Raw genomic sequence first — 21,056 nt, forward strand, 5'->3', positions numbered from 1 at the left:
TTTAACATCGGCTTTTTTTTCCAACGCCTTACTAAGAACGTTCGTCATTGCGAGGCATGAAGCAATCTTAATGCGAAAATCTGTATCCATGTGGCTTAAGAGCTACTCCATTCTCTAAACCTAAGAAAATAGCTAACGCTACTGTATGGCTTATCTAAAATCGGCTTGTTTTTCAACGCCTTACTAAGAAAGTTCGTCATTGCGAGGCACGAAGCAATCTTAATGCAAAAATCTGTATCCATGTGGCTTAATAGCCCTCGCCATTCGCTAAACCGAGAAACCATTACTTAATTTTCTTTAAATCATTCCCGGTACTTTTGAGTGCCCAGTAAACCAAAACGGGTTGAAAAAATAACCGAAGAAATCTTTTCGAATCTGTATCTAAGCCAAAGGCATTTCTTCTATTTATAAACTGTGAAATATTCCCTGGAAACACGGCAACAAAAAAACTTGCAGCCACAATACCTACAATTCTTTCATGCTTTTTAGGCGTAAACACAAGCGCTGCACCCAAAGCAATTTCACCAACGCCAGATAATACAACGGTATCATCTTTCTTTAATGGAACCCAATCTGGAACTTGAGCCTTAAATTCTTCCCGAACAAAAGTAAGGTGACCAATTCCAGCAAATATTAACCCTGCACCCAAAACAATTTTGGCTAATTTTTTTAAATTCTCTTCTTTCATAACTTTGGGATTTGCATAATAGACGCAAAAACTATTCCAAGGCTCTACAGCTTTTTGGCACGCAGTAAAAACAAAAAAGCATCGCCAATAGGCAATGCTTTGGTTAATAAAATTTTGTACCTTATTTTTTATAATCTATCACCACACCGTTAGCCAACAGTTTATGGTTTGCTATTGTCATTTTGCTTAATGCAGGTGTTTCAACAATTAGAACTGATTTATTAGCTAGAACCTGAATATTTACTTTAAACGATACATTTTTTGCGACAACCTTTTGAGCTATTGCATCATATAAATCGACCTTTTTTGTTCCTTTAATTTTGTAGGAAACACTTTTAGTTTGGCTGTAAGGATTGTAAACTAAGTAAGTTGGGTAAGCCTTTGCTTTATAGAAATCTGTTGAAAGTACATCTAATTTTAAAATGCCTTCAACATTGGTTTTTTCTACAATACTTCCGAAAATTCCAACGTGCCCACTTCCATAAACACTAAACTGAGAAACATCAGGATTTTTACCTGGCACCCATTTAGGTCCATCGCCCTGGGCAACGGGTGCTTTTTTATCCATATAAAGTGTATCGAAAGTAGAACTTTTGGCAATGCCTTCATAGGCAATAACGCCTTTGGTTACACCAGCCGATTGCAAAATTGTTTGATGTTCATTGGGAATATATTGCGGGTAAAATAATCGCGAAGCATTTACTGCATTTAACATCCATTTACCAATTGCATCTGCATAAGCAGGATCATAACGAACCAATGGAACCAATGGCCAGGCTGCATCGAAAGTGTTCATTAAAAAACCATATCCTCCATGATCTACCGTACTTCCGACAACCCCAGAGATATCATAATTATTCCACTTACTGGTTAATACACCCCATCCTTCTCGGCAAACGGCGGTTCCATCAAATGTCCAGCCTAAAAGTTTTTGTACGTCAAATTTTGTTCCTTGTTCTACATTCATTCTTGCGGCTAAATAAGCGCCGAAAGGCATTAATAATTCGTAAGTAGGATTTATTTTATTGCTTTCTAATGCCGTCATCGCACTAATTGCACCTTGTAAATAGCGTTTGTCGCCAAATTTTTTATAAGCTGCATACAAAACCCAAGCATGCCCAGCAGCAGCATCTTGCTGTGCACAGATTTGATTTTTCATCGGCTTCATTTGGCCGTAATCGAAATACGAATAGTTATAATCTCCTTTTAAAATAGAATCTGCCTTGTAGAATTTTTCGGCGATGCTTTTGGCTATCCAATCAAAATCCTTTTCATTTGGATACTGCTCACAAATGGCATAAAACAAAACATTTGGATAGACATCATACCACCAATCTCTGCCATAACCACCTCCTAATAATGCAACTTCTGGAGCGGTATTGTTCATTATAATATTCCATTTGGTATCGCGATTAAAATAGTTTTTAAGCATGGCTACATAGTTTACACCATTCTGGTTGCGCTTATCAATTCCAACTAAACTTGCACCCAAAACAGAACCCATATTGGCCAAAGCTTCGTGAAACATTCCTTTATTGTGAAGTTTTCCTTGCCTAACATCACCAACAGCAGTATAAATTCCCATCACATTCTGATCAAAATTTTTCTTAGTACTGTCTATCCAAATCATTGGCCAATAATCGCCTTTGGCATTAAAATCGTAAATGGTTTTATCAAAGTTTTGAGCCATTAATTTCCAATCTATAATTTTCAGCGGTTGCGGAAGATTGGCCATTTCTTCTACCCTATTAAGTTTTAACTGCCTAACTTGGGCATTGCTAACCCCAAAAATCGATGTAATAATTAGGATGAAAAGTATTTTTTTAAAATTCATAATTGATTTTATTGTTTAGGGACATTTTTTTTATTCTGAGTGCAACGCTGAATCTGTAACCTATCTGCATTGTATAAAATATTGCTGGCTATCGTCTCGCTTGTGGTTTTATTAAAGTTTTAATTTCCATAGCTTGGGTATCCTTCGCTATGCTCAGGATGACAAACCTATACGGGCGCAATAACACCTGCCTCTTCGGTACTCAAAATTGGAGCATCGGGCTTATTCTCTAATTGTCCTTGTTTTATAATTGTTTTTGCCACAAAAATGGAGCACAATTGTAATATCGCTATTATAACGACAGCGTATCTTAACGCAATTTCTGCCGATCCATATTTTGCCATAAACAAAAAGGTGGCCGCACCTAAAAACCTACCCACATATAAACCCGCTTCATGATTTAATATGTAAGCAAACTCGCTTCTTTTTTCAATTTTCGATACAATATCAATTACCTGAAATTGGATTGGAAAATAGGCTAAATCCATCAGTGGTTTTGCAATTAGCAACAATAAAATAAATGTAACTACACCAACCTGACTAAATAAAACACCATTTACGGCCGCACCAAATGCAAATAGAATTAAGCCAGCAGCAAATATTTTTATACGATCTGAGGGTTTGGCAAGCCTACCTAAAACGTACATAATGATAGCAGCAATGACCGCCCCAATAGAGTTTGCCGATCCTAACGCACCTTCGTTACCAAAAAATTTAAGTATAAGCATTGCCGGTGCAGTTACCAAAAAGCCTTGTGCCAAGCCCTTTAACGATGCCAGCGACAGCAATTTATACCAGAGCGGATGGAATTTAAAAAACACATATTGTTTTTGTTCAGGGTTTTTAAACGTACCTCTAAAACAAACTATTGATGCCAAGATGGTAATAACAAAAACCACTCCTGTAATAATAATGTATGCAGTGTGTTTTTGAGCATCTCCAATTTGCGAATCGATAAATAAACCAATTGAAATTGGCATAATTACAGAAATAATGGTGTAAAAAAGCGTTTCCATACCATAATAATAATTTCGATTATCATCTCTAGTTATGGCCAGCGCCAAATAATCGCGATTTGCCCAATAAAAGCCAAAACTTAAGCCCATAATTGTTCCTGCTAGGGCAATACCATAAAGATCTAATTCTTTTAGCGACATCATCACAATCATAGATACCCCACTGAGCATCATACCAGCCGAGTAAAGTTTACGGATATCGAAATGCTTTAATAACCAGCCATTTAACAGAAAAGTTAATGGAATACCCGTATAAATTGTTAATTGATAAATTACCACTTTAGTAATATCACCATGTGTACTGCGCATAATATATGCGGCCACAAAAGTATCTATAACAGGTAATACGAATGCATAAACTAGGTTTGTTAAAATTAATATCCTAAAATTATGTGGTTGACTTTTGAAATGGTTAATTTCTATTTTAAGTTTATTCAGCATGATTATATTTTAAAGAGGATAAAATATCTTGAATTGAGAATTTGGCACCACAAACAAACTCGTCTGCCGCACCATAATAAATAGTAAGTTCATCGCCATTTATAGTATGGCCATTGGTAAAAACTACCTGACCAAAAAAACCGCATAGTTCATACTCGGCAATTGGCCTCATAATGGGTTCTTCACTTTGTGCAATCACTTTAGATGGATCATTTAAATCCATTAAAAATGCGCCCAAACAATATTGGTGCTCGGAATTTGCGCCATGATAAATTTCCAACCAGCCTTTTTCCGTTTTAATGGGTGCTGCTCCGGCGCCTACACGTTTGCTATCCCAACTATTTTTGCGTGTTTTGATGATACATTTGTGATTTCCCCAGTGAATTCCATCAGGAGATTCGGCCAACCAAATGTAATTACCACCCAAATCGACACTGCTAGGACGGTGCAAAGTGTAAAACTTTCCATTTATCTTTTCTTCAAAAACGGCACAATCCTTATTATGGGGCGGAATAATCATTCCATGTTTCTCGAAGGTTTTCCAATCCTTTGTGGTACGCATTCCAACGCCAACGCCATGTTCTGAAACTGCGGTAAAGGTTAAATAATAAGTTCCATCTATTAAAGCTACACGGCAATCTTCAATTCCAAAAGCTTCGTCTGGTCCTTCGCCTTGCAATAAGGGATAGCCATCTGGTTGATAAAAATTGATGCCATCATCACTACAAACCAAACGCAAATGCGAAAGTGTAGTTAAATAATCAGCCCCTTTGTAATTTATAACGCGAGGATCTGTTGCTACTAAATCTGGATCGTTTTCCTTTATCTCGATGATTTCTATTCCATCGCCACGCAATACCGGAAATGAGATAACACCTTCTTTTTGCTTTGGTCTTTCCGCAACACGGATGAGTAACCAAGTTTTATTTTGAAATGTAAATACACCCGGATTTAACAAACATGCTATTTCTAATCCTGGTCTACTTGGAGTTAAATCTTTTGGAGATAAAATTGGGTTCTGAGAAAATCTTTTTGCGCTATCTGTCATAATTTTAAGGGAATAGAGATTCAATAGCCAATAAATTGACTTGAATGGAGTTTAAAATAATTGTTGTTTGCGGATTAACAGCAAACAACAATTACTTAACGATTAATAACCAAGGTTTTGTTTTAGCGTTCCTGCAGATGCATCAACTTCTGCTTGTGGAAGTGGGTATAAATAATGTTTATCTTGAAAGTTTTTGCCTTTAGATGTCATTACAGATTTGGCTAGTTTCCAACGTTTAAGATCTAACATTCTTTGCGATTCGAAGCCTAATTCTACCCTACGTTCAGAGATTAACCAATTTTTAATTACCGCTTTATCAGTCGATGCAAGTCTATCAGGCAAGGTTCCTGCAGGTGGCAATACGCCCAATGCACTTACGCTAGTTCTAGCTCTGCCTCTAATTAAATTAATAATCGCAATGGCTTCAGGATACTGACCCAGCTCATTTTGAGCTTCTGCTTTCCAAAGCAAAACATCAGCATATCTAATGTAGATTTTATTGTTTGCTGCATCATCATTGCCTTTATTAGATCCGTTTGTACTCCCCAATAATTTATTTACATTTTGATTCGGCGCATCAACGGTATATAGCTTTCTAGGATCATTAGCTTCAAATGCATTTAAAAAATCTGTGCTTGGGGCAAAAAATCCCCAGCCTAGTGGTGCACAAATACCGTTACCTTTTAATGGATTTTGGTTACTTTGATGATCGTAAACAAAAATATCTTCGTTCTCTGCAAATTCTTTGGTTTGATCAAAAGCATCAAAATAATTACTGTTTAATCCGTAAAAACCTAATCCTTGCAACTCGTTTACACTGGTAATAACATCACCCCATTTCTCGGTGTACAAAGCTGCCTTAGCGAGCAAAGCGATAACAGCACCTTTACTTATTCTCCATTTTTCGGTTGTAGAGCTATATTTTGAATTAGGTAACAAGCCTTTTGCCAAATTAAGATCTGACTTAATTTTATCCCAAACCAAACCTTTATCTGCCCGTACAGCAACTTCAAAAGCTTCTTGATAAGTAGCTACCGGTTTTAAAATTAAAGGAACATCCCCAAAATTGGTTACCAAAGAGAAATAATAGTAAGATCTAAGAAAGTAAGCCTCACCCAACAATTGATTCTTACGAGCAGTTGTAATTCCTGTAATTGATTCGATATCTGACTTTGTTAAGAGCTGAATTGCAATATTCAATCTTTTAATTCCTTCATAGTCGTATTTCCAAAGCCCATTGGGACCTCCATTGGTAGAAGTAAAGGTGAAATTATTTACATCATCCATCCAAGGTTGATCACCATCGGGACTCCATTTTTTCTCCATATCATCTGATGCGATATCCTGCATAACCAGATCATTTTGAAAAACTAATCCTCCTCCCCAATCCCATTGGGCCAAGATATTTAAACGATTAGATAATAATTGATATGCTGAGTTTACAGAATTTTCTACCGTACCCAAAGTTGGTGTAGCATTAACCTCTTCTAAAGTTGTTAAACCCACCGCTTCGGTAGTAAGTTGCTTTTTACAACCCGCCAATGTGATCAAGGAAAACATTAGGCCTATAAATAATATTTTTTTCATAATAATTTTGCCAAAAAGCTTTATAGATTAATTTTTAAACCAACAATGAATGCTTTCGATTGTGGGTAAGTTCCTTTATCGATTAAGGAGGTTGACTCTGGATCTAAACCTGTATAGTCGGTAACAGTTAACAAGTTTTGACCAGAAGCGTACAAGCGCACATTTTTTACTCCAATCTTTTTAACGTTGAAAGTGTAACCAACTTCAATATTTTTTAATCTTAAGTACGATGCATCCTCCACAAAAACGCTTGATACATTACCGCCACCATTGTTATTAAAAGTTAAACGTGGTAAAGTATTACTTGTTCCAGGCCCATTCCAGCTATCTAAAACCGATGTCATCGAGTTAAACGGACGACTATCGAAATTGATGATTTGTTTTAAATCGTTGTAACGATCTACACCTTGCACACCTTGCAATAAGAAAGAGAAATCGAATTGTTTAAACGATGAAGAGAAAGCAAAGCCGTAGGTTAATTTTGGAACTGGGTTACCGATAAATGTTCTATCATCTGCATTGATTTGTCCATCGCCATTTAAATCTTTAAATTTAATATCGCCTGGTAACGTTCCGTTAGCATTCGAATACAGATAACTACTTACTTCTGCTGGTGTTTGATAAATTCCATCGAACACTAAACCAAAATAAGAGTTAATGGGTTGCCCAGCTTCGGTTTTGGTATGGGTTTGATCATCACTAATATTTTTAACAAACTCTTGCAATTTATTAACACGATTGGTTAAGGTTGCAATGTTTGCATTTACGTTGTATTTAAAAGCATGATCGCGGTTTTGGAAATTCAAACCAAACTCAAAACCTTTATTGGTTACCTCACCAGCGTTAACATAGGTACGATCGATTACCCCCACAGATACAGCTGGCAAACCAACAGTTAATAAAATATCGCTTGTTTTTTTAACAAAATAATCAGCAGTAAATGAAAGCTTATTTTTCAAAACGCCCACATCTAAACCAAAGTTGGTTTGGGTAGTTGTTTCCCACTTAACATCAGGATTACCGTACCTAACAACGTTAACAATGCCTCCAGATTCCGAAACCAACGTTTGGTAGGTATTATTTGGAATTTCTTGATTGCCTGCTTGTCCCCAACTCCCTCTTATTTTTAATTCAGAAATCCATGGAATATCTTTCATGAAATTTTCGTTTGAAACCATCCATCCTGCAGAAGCTGATGGGAAATAACCCCATTTATTACTGGGTCCAAAACGAGAGGATCCATCTGCTCTTAATGTTGCAGTAGCAAAATATTTATTGTCGTAATTGTAAGTTCCACTTCCAAAAAACGAAGCCAAATTAAACTCGCTCGCCGAACCTGAATTATAAATATTGGTTAAACTTCCATAATCTAAATACTGGAAACCTGAAGTGCTTTTATCGAAATTCTGACGGCTCCCACCAATTGCTGATGATTTGCTTGAAATATTTTCAACACCCAGTAAGAAGTTTACATTGTGTTTTTGAGCAAAGGTTTTTTGATAGTTTAAAGTATTGGTAAAAGTAAAGTTCATTACTTCTCCTCTATTTTCATCTAAATTATTAGGCTTGTTATTTCTGCCTTTTCCTGGGTAAAGTTCAGCGGGATTATTATCATTGTCATCCCCATAATTCTGAGCAAAGTTTTTGTTGTGAGAAAAGCTAATATCAACACCCACACTCGATCTAAAGGTTAAAGATTTATCACTCAAGAAAGCGTATTCTGCATATAAATTTCCAAAGGTTTGGAACGTTTTTCTCTTATCGTTAGTAAAATTAACAATGGCAATTGGGTTAGATGAAAATTCGAAATTCTTATCCCATCCGTTGTTATTTCCTGTATAAAAAGGTAAATCAGTATACGGATTTGAGGCAGAATATGTTGGATCATTAGGGCTTTTATAAACCCCCAAAACTGGTGGGCGCAACAATGCATGACGAATAACACCTGGAACATCACCGCTTGATGACAGCTTATCTTGTTTAGCAAAACTGAGTTGAAGATTGGTACCTACTTTAAAACGATCGGTAATATTTGCATTTACATTAGATCGGAAGTTAAAACGTTCGTAACCATCATGATCTTGAACCACAATACCATCCTGTTTGTAATAACCTGTTGATATTAAATATTGAACATCATCAGAACCGCCATTTACTGACGCTTGCAAATTTTTAGATTTACCCGTTTCGAATAATTCATCTAACCAATTTGTATCTGATAAATCGGTTCTACTTCTAGCTGCTTGGTAAGGGCTAACTGCAGTTGCAGCATTACCTAAAGTATTATGCCAAGCTCTATCCTTAACGGTTAAATATTGATCTGCATTTAACATTTCGGGCAAATTGGTTGCTTGATGAAAACCTGCAAAATACTCGATATTAAGATTTGCTTTACCTTTTGCGCCATTTACAGTTGTTATAATTACGACACCGTTAGCAGCTCGAGAGCCATAAATTGCTCCAGCTGCTGCATCCTTTAAAACCGTCATAGATTTTACGTCGCTCTGGTTTAAGAAAGAAATATCGCGAGTTGGAACACCATCAACAACGTAGAGTACATCATTATTTCCTAAAGTTCCCTCACCCCTAATTCTAAGTTTAATACCATCGCCAGGAGCACCAGTGTTAGCAGCAACAAATACACCAGCAACCTGCCCTTGAAGTGCTTGAGCAACATCAACAATTCTGGTTTTCTGTAAATCGTTCATGTTTACCGTTGCCACAGAACCCGTAATTGAGGCTTTCTTTTGCGAAGTATAACCAACAACTACAACCTCATTTAAGGATTGTGCGCTAGGTTTTAAAGCCACATTTAAATTACCTCCGGTAGCGTTTAAAGTTACAGGAGCGTAACCTATATAAGTGAATGTTAAAGATTGGGATGTGCCTGCCTGCAGGGTTAATACATAAACTCCATTACCATCGGTAGAAGTTTTGTTTTGTGTGTTGGTTTGCATAACCACCACACCGGGTAAAGGCTGATTTGTTTCATCAGTAACCTTACCCGTTACTTTTGTTTGCGCATAACTTGTGAAACCCGTAACGGCTAAAAACAAGAAAACCAACAATGCATAAATACGTCTGTTTTTTTTCATTTGATTTATATTTGATTAGTAGAACAAATATAGACTATGAGGTATGGCAGATGAGTACACTATAATAACATTTTAGTTCACTATGCTTGCAAAACAGGCCAAAAGCATGGTTTTATGCCATAGTAGAATTTTTAGTTAAGGAATCTGAAATCAAATACTTTCTGCAGTTGTAGAGCCTTCATGCTGTTTCTGCCGATAATCATTAGGCGCCAAATGATATATTTTTTTAAACTCCCTAAAGAAATACGATTTGTTATTAAACCCGGTTAAGTAAAAAATCTCTGAAACTGTAAGCTTAGAATTTTGAAGTAGAACCGCAGCATGTTTTAACCGAATTCGCTTAATAAATTCTGAGGGTGTCATCCCTGCAAGTGTTTTCAGTTTTCTATACAACTGCATTTTGCTTATGCACAAAGCATCCTCCAGTTTTGATGCATCAAGATCCGGTTCGGCTAAGTTTTCTTCCACAGCCTTAACCAAAGCATTTAGGAATTCCTTATCGCCTTGCTCCAAATCTACCTCTACAAATTGGTTGTTAATATTCCTATCCTTGATCAAATGATTCATCCGGTTGCGGTAATCTAACAGCTTACGGACACGCATTTGCAGGTAATTAATATGAAATGGCTTAGGTATGTAGGCATCAGCACCAGTTTCGTAACCTTCGGTTTTACTCTCTTCGGTACCTTTGGCAGAAAGCATGATAAATGGAATGTGGCAAGTAGCTGGAGCCGTTTTTACATACCTACAAAGTTCCAACCCGTCCATATCGGGCATCATAACATCACTTATAATAATATCTGGAGTATTATTTTTTAAAAATTCTAGAGCCGAAACACCATTTTCTGCTTCATAAATATTGTATTGGTCCTTGAGAATATTCTTGATTAAGAAACGTAAAGCGGCATCATCTTCAACAATCAAAATGCTATATTCTGCAACCCCTTGAAGATCATCAATCAGTGCGACTTTATTATTTTCTTCTACCGTTTCCGCAACTTCGTTTTGATATGGTTTTAAAATAGATTCGAACAGATAAGATGGTGCTGAGGCAATAACTTCATCTTGTTTGCCTTCTACGGCTTGTTTAAGTTTCAGCTTAAAGTTGAAATAAATCCAATTGTTTTGCAATGAAACTTGAATAGAACCATTCATAATGGCGATTAATTCTTTGGTAAAAGCCAAACCAATTCCAGTGCTAAATTTTTCGAACTGATTCTCTTTACCGATGTGAAATTCCTTAAAAAGACTTTCCAAATCTTCTTCTTTAAGCTTACAACCAGAATTGGCGACTATAATTTCCAGATCCTGATTTTCTACATTGAAGTTTACCGTAAAAAGAATATCCTGTTTTTCTCCAGCATGTTTTAGTGCATTGGATAATAAATTAAATAGCACCTTTTCAAATTTATCCTTATCAATAAAACCCGCTATTCCGTTTTGGATTTTACGTTCAAAGTGCTGTTCGTTTTTCTCGGCAACCGGGATAAATAACTGCGTAAGACTATTAAGCAGTTTGGAAATATCAAAATAATCGTCGTTGCGTTTTAAATAACCTGCCTCTGCCCTTCTAAACTCCAACAGTTGTTGCACCAAATACGTTAAACGAGCAGTATGTTGATGAACAAGCGATAAAAAATAATTTTTATCAATCGGTTTATCGAGCATATTTTTACGTTGCATAAAATGCTCAACCGAACCCAAAATTAAGGTAAGTGGGGTTTGAATTTCGTGGGCGATATTGGTAAAGAAATTAATCCGCTGGCGATGTACTTCTTCATCCTTTTGCCTAAAAAGATATTCTCTCTCTAGCTTGAATTTCATTTCCAGCTTATTTTTTCTGTAAATATGAAAAGCATATCCGCCAATAACCAGCAGTAAAAAGTAAAAAGCATACGCTGGAAAAGTGAGCCAGAAATATTGCTTCACCTCTAATTTTAAAGCAACAACATCTTTCGTCCAAATACCTTCTCCATTACTCCAACGAACCAACAAATCGTATTTCCCTGGTGGAATATTATAATAAGCAATTTTTCCGTCTGTTCCTGTGTAGCGCCAATTTTGATCTAAGCCCTTTAACCTATAGGCAAATTCATTTTTCGAAGCATTAAAATAGTTTAAAGCATTAAAAGAAAATTGAAAGAAGTTACTTTTCCGCTCCAAATTAAAAGCCTCTACAGGCTGTTGTTTGGCCTTTACAATTAGATATTGGTTATTTTCAAACTGCTTTCCGCCCAACTGCAAATCAGAAATAAGGAGATTTGTTTGTTTGGTATTTTCGGTAATGTATTTGGGCATAAAGTAATTGAACCCATAAATGCCGCCAAATAATAAATTATTATTCGAAGCTTTTAGCGTTGCGCCGTCGCTAAATTCGTTGCTCTGTAAACCATCACTTTCCTGATAATTTGCAATGCTGTTATTGGCTGGGTTTAATTTCGCCAACCCTTTATTGGTACTCAGCCAAATGTTTCCAGAACCATCTTCCTGAATGGCATGGATGGTATTATTTGGCAAACCGTTATCCATTGTAATTTTGCTGAACTTTGGCTTTGCTTTTAACGATTCGGCATACGATAAATAATTTAGTCCATAACTCGTTCCTACCCAAAGCCTATCTTTTGAATCGTAAAACAGAGAAAGCACATCACTATGTGATAAACTACCTAGAGAACCTAAGGCTTTATACGTTTTAAATATTCCAGTTTTTTTATTGAGAACACTTAAACCTCCGTATCTACAGGCAATCCAAAGTTTGTCGTCTTTTCCTTTAGCCAAAGCATAAATAATATCGTTGCCAGGTCCATTTTTTTCTATTGATGAAGAATTATACTGCTTAAAGCTTTTAACAGAAATCGATTGATCTGAATTTCTATTTAATTTTAAATGAATTAAGCCATAACCGCTTGTACCAATCCAAACCGAGCTGTCTTGATCTTGAGTAATGGAATAAACAGATTTAAAATCTGGTATTTTATCTGTTCCCTTAATTTTGTTCCAGGCAATAGTTTTTGAAGATTTCTGATCGTAAACTGATATCCCTTTTCCATCTGTACCGATATAAATAAATTGATCAACCCCACGCTTTATGGCGAATACAGAATTGTTATCTAAACCAGAGTTTACATCAATTTTTTGTGGTCTGGTGGTTTCATTTCCCACTTTCCAAAAATTATTGAAGATTAGAACTCCGTTTCCCTTAGTTCCTACCCACAAATTTCCACTATCTTCTGCAAAAGCCCTAATAGGCTTGTTTATAGTTGTTCCATTAATTTTTGTTAAAAGGCCAAAATAATTCTCCTTCGGATAAATTTGAATTAACCCATTCCCATCAGTTCCCAACCAAAGCACTTTGTCTTGCCCAACATTTAAGGCCGTAACTTTTAAATTCTCTAGCGATCTGGTTTCATTTTTTAAAAAGCCTGTTGGTTCGAAGTTTTGATTGTAAATGGAAACGCCTTGATTTTCCCAAGCAACAACGTAATTAGATTGATAAAAAGTAATGGCTTTGATTCTTTTGTTAGAAATGATTAAGGGCTGTGATTTTAAAGTTAAATCAATCTTAAAATGAATATCATTATTTAATGTATAGATAACCTGATTATTTACGATAAAAAAATTGGCAATTCCATTAGGGTTATTAAAAGTTTTTAGCGTTTTTAATCCCTGACTAGTTACTTCCGCAACAACCAGTTCTTCTTTGGCATTGAGATACCAAAGTTTATCATTCAGAAAATTCATTTTAACAATTCCGTCTGCAATTTTAAATTTTTGATAATCAACAAACTTATCAGTAGCAGAATTATACTTGCTCAAAACTCCATTGGCCGAAAAACAGAAAACATTGCCTTTAGAATTTATAACGAGTTCGTATTCATTTTCTCTAATTTTTTGCGAGGAAGTATTTTTATAAAAATAACGACTGAAAGTACCGTTGATTTTACTGTACCGAGAGATTCCCCCAATGGTATTAATCCAGATGTTATTGTTATTATCTTCTTTAATGGTTTGGATTACGTTACTGCCGATGCTGTTTTCAGCCTTATCGATATTGTGATTGTAAACATTAAAATGTGCACCATCGTAACGGTTTAAACCATCCCAAGTACCAATCCACAATAGCTGATCCTTATCCTGTAGAATTGAATTAATAGAACTATTCGATAATCCATTCCGATTATCCAACTGGCGATAATAAAAAGAAATTCCGGGCTTAACATCTTCAGCAAGAATGCTTTGAGAAAACATCAATCCAATCAGCAGAAAAAAAATAAAATAAGCTTTACTCATTTCAAGAACAGTAGCAACAATTAAATTTATTTGGATAGAACTTTTGAAGGGTGTATAAATTTAAAAAAAATATCGGGATAAATGATTATTGAAATCGCCTAAAACAAAAACAGGCAGCCAAATCGACTACCTGTTTTAATTATCTTATTTAAAGTACTACAAAGAGTTGATCCATTTAACTAGCTCATCTCTTCCTTTGCCTGTTTTTTGCTGAAGTTTTCCCAATAACTCGTCGTCTTGTCCTTCTTCATGCTTCAAATCATCGTCGGTTAAGTCTGCATAAGCTTGCTTTACCTTTCCTTTTATCTCGTTCCACTTTCCTTTTAATTCTAACTTGTCCATTTTGCCGTTTTTTAAATATTTAATACTGATTTTATCAGTATTTAACAAAGAAAGAACTGCCTTTGTTTGTTTTTACACAACAATCTTATAAAAAAATTGAAATTCTTAACTATTCCACTTAGCTATATCCCATCTTTTTATTACATTGGTTATATCATTTCCTAAATCAATAAAAACATTATTAACTAAACTAAAATTTGATGAAAAGACTACTATTAAGTTTCATTTTATCTTTCGGTTTAATTTCGATTGCTTTCTCGCAAGGCAAAGTTATTAGCGGAAAGGTAACCTCTGGTATTTCTGGACCAATTCCAGGAGTAAGTGTATTTGTAAAAGGCTCTCCAAGCACTGGTACGCAGACAGACGCGACCGGTATTTATAAATTAAGTGTTCCAGATGATGCAAAAACAATTGTTTTTAGTTTTATTGGGTACAAAACAAAAGAAGTTTCCATTACAGGAAGCACCATTAACGCAAACTTAGAAGAAGAAAACACGACATTAAGCGATGTGGTTGTGGTGGGTTATGGAACGCAGATCAAAAAGGATATTACTGGCTCAGTGGCATCGGTAAAATCCAAAGATCTTGAAAACTTACCGGTAACCAGCTTTGAACAGGCCTTACAAGGTAAAGCTGCAGGGGTGAGCATATCATCTCAAAATGGTAAGTTGGGGCAAGGTATAACGGTAAGAGTTAGGGGCGCATCTTCCGTAACTGCAGGTAGCGAACCCTTATATATTGTAGATGGAATTCCAATAACATCCGCCGATTTATCAAGCACATCATCTCCAACAAGTGCATTGGCCGATATTAACACGAACGACATTGAATCTATTGAAGTTTTAAAAGATGCTGCAGCATCTGCTATTTATGGTGCTAGAGCTTCTAACGGTGTTGTTTTAATTACAACAAAACAAGGTAAGGTTGGCAAAACTTTAATTCAATTTAATGCATTAGGTGGTGTTAGTACTCCATCAAATCACAGAGATTTCTTAAATGCAGAGCAATACGTTCAAATATTACGCAGAGCAGGAGACGGGGCCGCCAACCAAGATTTTCTAAATGGAGATTACCCTACTTTAGCTGCAGCAAAAGCAGATTATGCCGCTAGTGTAGAGGCTCGTTTGACTAGATATTCTGCCGGAAACACAGATTATCAAACTTATAAAGTAAATACCAATTGGGAAAAAGCAGCTTTCCAAAATGACCCAATTACTCAACAATATGATTTAAGTTTGAATGGGGGTAACGAAAAAACAAAGTTTTATATTGGGGGTCAGGCTTTAGATCAACAAGGAATAATTGTTGGCAATAGCTATAAGAGATACAGTGGAAGATTAAACTTAACCAATAAGGTAACTGACTTCTTGGAAGTTGGGGTAAATTTAAATTTTTCAAACAGTATAAATAATAGACTATCAAATGATAATGCATTTTCTAGTCCTTTACAGGCCGTTGCTTTATCACCAATTACTCCATTTATAGATCCAAGATCAGGATTAGTAAGCGGAACCTTACCCGGCGCAGCATCTAACTATCCAGTTTATTATAATCCTTTTATTGGCATTGAAAATGCTTTTTACAAGGCAACTGTTTATCGTACTCTTGGAAAAGCATTTGCAAATGTAAATATTGCTAAAGGTTTTAAATTTAGCTCGGATTTTTCGATTGATAATTTAAATCAGAATGAAGAAAGTTATTATGGTTCATTAACATTTAAGAATACAGGAACAGCAAACGGAGATGGTCAGAACATCTCAACCTTTGTAATAAACACCAATACAAATAACTTTTTCAGTTATAATAAAACTATAGGGAAAAGTGCATTTGATGTGATCTTAGGTACAAGTTATCAGAAATCGACAACGAAGTATAGTACGATAGAGGGTCAGGATTTCCCAAGTGATGCTTACGTTAAACTTGGTAGCGCTGCGACAAAAGTAACAGCATCAAGTAATGAAAGTGCGTTTAGCTTTCTTTCCTATTTCTTTAGAGCAAATTATAAATATAATGATCGTTACTTAGCAAGCTTTAGTGTTAGAGCTGATGGATCATCTCGTTTCGGTGCAAATCATAAATATGGTTATTTCCCTGCCGGATCATTAGGATGGATTGTTTCAGAAGAAGATTTCTTAAAAACGAATGAAACTATCAGCTTATTAAAATTCAGAGTAAGTTATGGTTTAACAGGTAACGCTGAAATTGGTAATTTTTCTGCACGCGGATTGTTTAGTGGAACGGGAGCTTATGGCGGTAGCGCAGGTCAGATTCCTATAAGAATTGCTAACCCAGATTTAACTTGGGAGAAAACTAAACAATTAGATATTGGCTTGGATTTTGGTCTCCTTAAAAATAGAATTACTGGAGTTTTTGATTTCTATCAAAAAAACACAACGGAATTGTTATTAGATGTTCCTGTTCCTCAAACCACGGGTTTCTCAACTAAAACACAAAACCTAGGTGCATTAAAAAACACAGGCTTTGAATTGGGAATTAATTCAGAAAACTTAGTTGGAGCATTTAAATGGTCAACTGCAATTACGGCTGCCATTAATAATAACAAGATCACGAATCTAGGTGGTCAGATTTTAAATGGTAACGAAATTAATGCAGCGATATCCAATCAGCCAATTGGTGTTTTTTATCTACCAGAATATGCAGGTGTAAACCCAGCAAATGGAGATGCGATTTATTATCTTAACACCACGGATGCATCTGGCAATATTGATCGATCGACTACAAATGATATCAATAAAGCACAAAGAATTTTCGCAGGCAATCCTAATCCTAAATATACCTTTGGTCTTAATAACAGTTTTTCCTACAAAAACTTTGATCTAACCATCTTCTTACAAGGTGTACAAGGTAATAAGATTTTTAATGCAGGCGGACAATATATGAGCGCTAGTGCATCTAATGGCTATGACAATCAAACCGTAGATCAAATGGATTATTGGAATAAACCAGGTGATGTAACTGTAACTCCTGAACCACGTTTGTTTTATGCAAACGGAGTTGGTAATTCAACAAGATACCTTTCTGATGGTTCTTACATTCGTTTAAAAACATTAACACTTGGCTATAACTTCCCAACCTCAATTTTAACTAAGATAAAACTCAGTAAGTTAAGATTATTTGCAACTGCACAAAACTTAGCAACAATTACTGGCTATAAAGGATGGGATCCTGAGGTTAATGCCGATTATCAATCAACTAACATTAATCAGGGTGTAGATTTTTATTCTGCTCCACAACCAAGAGTTATCTCATTTGGTATAAACGTTGGCCTATAATCCAAAATAAGAATCATTATGAAAAAGACATATATATATAATTTAATTTTTGCATCTATGCTGTTGGCTTCAGCATCATCCTGCAAAAAAGCTCTAGATATTAACCCAGTTGATACAATAGAGCAAAGTAAAGCATTACAGACATCTAAAGATGTTGAGGTGGCGCTCGTTGGTTCCTACTCAGCCTTAGGAAGTAGAAACTTTTATGGAGGTAGACCATTTTTGATGGCAGATTTTTTAGCCAATACGGATGCTATAGAATGGTACGGAACTTATGAAGAACTAACCCAAACTATAAATAAATCTCTTTTAAAAACAAACTCTTTTGTTGATAATGTTTGGGCAGATGGATACACAGCAATTAACGATGCAAATAATGTAATCGCATCAATTAGCAAAGTTGATGCAGCTAAGAAAAACAAAGTTGAAGGTGAAGCCAAGTTTATAAGAGGGTCTGCTTATTTTGACTTGGTCAGGTTATTTGGTAAAGCGTATAATGATGGTAGTCCAACCACAAATTTAGGCGTTCCAATCATTCTTACTCCCACAACAGCAGTAACTGATGCAAGCTATGTAAGTAGAGCTAATATTGCTGCAGTTTACACACAAGCAATTGCTGATTTGACAGATGCAGAAGCTAAATTGCCAGCAACCAACGGTTTCTTCGCTACTAAGTATTCGGCAGCAGGGATGTTAGCCAGATTATATCTACAAATGGGAAACTATTCAGCTGCTGCTAATGCTGCAAGCAGAGTAATTGCTTCTGGAAATTATACGCTTACCCCAGCTTTCATTGATGCATTTCCAGTGATGGGCTCATCTCCGGGATCAAACACAACTGAAGATGTATTTTCAATTCAAGTTAGAACACTTACAGGTTTTAACGGATACAACGAATTTTATGGATCATCAACTTATGGTGGTCGTGGAGATGCTGTTATTGCGCAGGATTGGATAGACAATACTTACAGTACAACAGATGATAGGATTAATGCATTTTATGACGACGGCGATATGTTCACTTCGAAATTTGCAAATCCTTATGGAAACGTATCGATTATTCGGTTAGCTGAAATGTATTTGATTAGAGCAGAATGTAATGCACGCTTAGCACCAGCTGCGCCAATAGGTGGACAAACACCTCTTCAGGATTTAGCAGTAGTTAGATCTCGTGCGGGCTTAACTACAACAACAGCAACACTAGCGAATATTTTAAACGAAAGAAAGCTAGAACTAGCTTTTGAAGGTTTTGCTTTGCATGATGCAAAAAGAACACAAACTAACATTGGTTCTTTACCATGGAATTCAAATGCATTAGTTTTCCCTATCCCTCAAAGAGAAATGGATGCCAACAAAGCATTAGTTCAAAATCCTGGTTACAATTAATCAATGCTTTTATAACACAACAAAAAATGCCTTCCGAATTCGGAAGGCATTTTTTGTATAAGACGTTTTCTTAAATCATTAATATTACAATTTCTTCGATGCTTCTATAATTTCTTCAACAACAGCTGGATCTAACAAGGTAGAAGTATCACCCAAATTTGTAGTTTCACCTTCGGCTATTTTACGCAAAATACGTCGCATAATTTTTCCCGAACGCGTTTTGGGTAAACCCGACACAAATAGAATTTTATCTGGTTTTGCAATAGCGCCAATAACCCGAGTTACGGTTTGCAAAATATCCTTTTTGGATAATTCTACGTCTCCATGCATTTCTGGATAAATTACAAAAGCATAAATACCTTGTCCTTTTACATCGTGAGGATAACCCACAACTGCACTTTCAACAACACCTGCATGCATATTAATTGCATTCTCTACTTCGGCTGTTCCGATTCTATGCCCAGAAACATTTAAAACATCATCCACACGACCAGTAATTCGATAATAACCATCTTCATCACGCAAGCAACCATCGCCAGTGAAATACAGATTTTCATAAGTGGAGAAATAAGTTTGCTTACACCGCTCATGATCGCCGTAAGTGGTACGCAACATACCTGGCCACGGAAATTTAATACAAAGATTTCCCATTACGCCGTTCCCTTCTATTTCCTTTCCGTTCTCATCAACCAAAATAGGCTGAATACCCGGTAAGGGCAAAGTTGCAAAGCTAGGTTTGGTTTTGGTTACCGTTGCGATTGGAGAAATCATGATTCCACCAGTTTCAGTTTGCCACCAAGTATCTACAATTGGCGCTTTACCATGACCAATTTTTTCATCGAACCAATGCCAAGCTTCCTCATTAATTGGCTCTCCTACCGATCCTAAAACCCGAATGGAGCTTAAATCTTTTCCATTTAATGGCTCTTCACCGTAACTCATTAACGAGCGGATTGCTGTTGGAGCCGTGTATAATGTATTTACTTTATGTTTTTCTACAATATCCCAAAAACGCGAAGGACTAGGATACGTTGGAATTCCCTCAAACAAAACCGAAGTTGCGCCTTGAGAAAGTGGGCCATAAACAATGTACGAATGACCAGTAATCCAACCAATATCTGCTGTGCAGAAATAAACTTCGCCGGGCTGATAATTGAATACATTTGAAAAAGTATATCCCGCATAAACCATATAGCCACCGCAAGTATGCACAACACCCTTTGGTTTTCCGGTAGAACCTGATGTGTATAAAATGAATAACATATCTTCTGCATCCATTTCCTCAGCTTCACAAATGTCGTTAACATGCTTAACTTCGTCTTCCCACCAAACATCGCGACCTTTTAACATCGAAACTGGCGTACGAACATGAGTTAAAACAATACATTTTTCTACTGTTGGGCAACCGATTAAAGCATCATCAATCACATCCTTCAAAGGAATTTGTTTACTGCCTCGATAAGCTCCATCTGCAGTAATAACCAATTTACACTGCGCATCGTTAATTCTATCTGCAATAGATTTTGCCGAAAAGCCACCAAATACCACAGAGTGAACAGCCCCGATGCGAGCACAAGCAAGAACGGCAATTGCAAGTTCTGGAACCATTGGCATATAAATACAAATGCGATCGCCTTTTTTTGCGCCATTCCGTTTTAAAACATTCGCAAAACGACAAACCCGCTCATGCAACATTTTATATGTTAGGGTAACACTCTCTTCTTCAGGATTGTTGGGTTCCCAAATAATGGCTGGTTTATCTCCGCTTGTAGCCAAATGCCGATCTAAACAATTTTCGGTTATATTTAATTTAGCACCCTCGAACCATTTAATATTAGGCTCATTAAAATTCCACGATAGTACCTTGAACCAAGGTTTTCTCCATTGAAAATTTTGCGCTACTTCTCCCCAAAACTGTTCAGGGTTTTCTACACTTTTTTTATAATCTTCTTCGTACTGCTTAAAAGATGTAATTTGCATGGCGCTATTTATATATTTTGGATTAGTAGCGGCTAATTTAAATAAATAATGGTAAG

The 21,056-nt window shown here is 36.1% G+C and carries 11 protein-coding genes; 2 read left to right on the forward strand and 9 right to left on the reverse strand.

What is annotated here, in order from left to right; translation table 11 throughout:
• Window positions 1–283: 283 nt before the first annotated feature.
• From H7U22_RS14180 to H7U22_RS14215, 8 genes are all read right to left on the reverse strand, one after another.
• Window positions 284–688, reverse strand: a complete 405-nt coding sequence (locus H7U22_RS14180; RefSeq protein WP_187072016.1) for a DoxX family protein — start codon at window positions 686–688, stop codon at window positions 284–286.
• Between the two features lie 121 nt (window positions 689–809).
• Window positions 810–2,522 carry a hypothetical protein gene (locus tag H7U22_RS14185; RefSeq protein WP_187072017.1) on the reverse strand — a complete coding sequence of 571 codons (1,713 nt, stop codon included), beginning with the start codon at window positions 2,520–2,522 and terminating at the stop codon, window positions 810–812.
• 167 nt (window positions 2,523–2,689) lie between these two features.
• On the reverse strand, window positions 2,690–3,979 hold the full coding sequence (locus H7U22_RS14190) for an MFS transporter (protein ID WP_187072018.1): 1,290 nt from the start codon (window positions 3,977–3,979) through the stop codon (window positions 2,690–2,692).
• Entirely contained in the window at window positions 3,969–5,027 is a 1,059-nt protein-coding gene (locus tag H7U22_RS14195; protein ID WP_187072019.1) for a glycoside hydrolase family 130 protein, read from the reverse strand. The genes H7U22_RS14190 and H7U22_RS14195 overlap by 11 nt, the downstream gene beginning before the upstream one ends.
• A 102-nt stretch (window positions 5,028–5,129) precedes the next feature.
• Window positions 5,130–6,614: a RagB/SusD family nutrient uptake outer membrane protein gene (locus H7U22_RS14200; RefSeq protein ID WP_187072020.1), complete on the reverse strand. Its 1,485-nt coding sequence runs from the start codon at window positions 6,612–6,614 to the stop codon at window positions 5,130–5,132.
• Between the two features lie 20 nt (window positions 6,615–6,634).
• Window positions 6,635–9,709, reverse strand: coding sequence for a SusC/RagA family TonB-linked outer membrane protein (locus tag H7U22_RS14205; RefSeq protein WP_187072021.1), 3,075 nt, complete (start codon window positions 9,707–9,709; stop codon window positions 6,635–6,637).
• A gap of 150 nt (window positions 9,710–9,859) precedes the next feature.
• Complete coding sequence (locus H7U22_RS14210; protein ID WP_248284757.1) at window positions 9,860–13,999, reverse strand: hybrid sensor histidine kinase/response regulator transcription factor; 4,140 nt, start codon at window positions 13,997–13,999, stop codon at window positions 9,860–9,862.
• Between the two features lie 156 nt (window positions 14,000–14,155).
• On the reverse strand, window positions 14,156–14,341 hold the full coding sequence (locus tag H7U22_RS14215; RefSeq protein WP_029276197.1) for a CsbD family protein: 186 nt from the start codon (window positions 14,339–14,341) through the stop codon (window positions 14,156–14,158).
• A gap of 200 nt (window positions 14,342–14,541) precedes the next feature.
• On the opposite strand from H7U22_RS14215, the gene H7U22_RS14220 reads away from it, so the two are divergent.
• Window positions 14,542–17,634: a SusC/RagA family TonB-linked outer membrane protein gene (locus H7U22_RS14220; RefSeq protein WP_187072022.1), complete on the forward strand. Its 3,093-nt coding sequence runs from the start codon at window positions 14,542–14,544 to the stop codon at window positions 17,632–17,634.
• Between the two features lie 18 nt (window positions 17,635–17,652).
• Window positions 17,653–19,020, forward strand: a complete 1,368-nt coding sequence (locus tag H7U22_RS14225; protein WP_222621870.1) for a RagB/SusD family nutrient uptake outer membrane protein — start codon at window positions 17,653–17,655, stop codon at window positions 19,018–19,020.
• Window positions 19,021–19,104: 84 nt separating this feature from the next.
• On the opposite strand, the gene acs is transcribed toward H7U22_RS14225, so the two are convergent.
• Window positions 19,105–21,012: an acetate--CoA ligase gene (gene acs / locus H7U22_RS14230; RefSeq protein ID WP_317172985.1), complete on the reverse strand. Its 1,908-nt coding sequence runs from the start codon at window positions 21,010–21,012 to the stop codon at window positions 19,105–19,107.
• Window positions 21,013–21,056 lie beyond the last annotated feature (44 nt).

The sequence above is a fragment of the Pedobacter fastidiosus genome, assembly GCF_014306625.1.
Classification (GTDB): Bacteria; Bacteroidota; Bacteroidia; order Sphingobacteriales; family Sphingobacteriaceae; genus Pedobacter; species Pedobacter fastidiosus.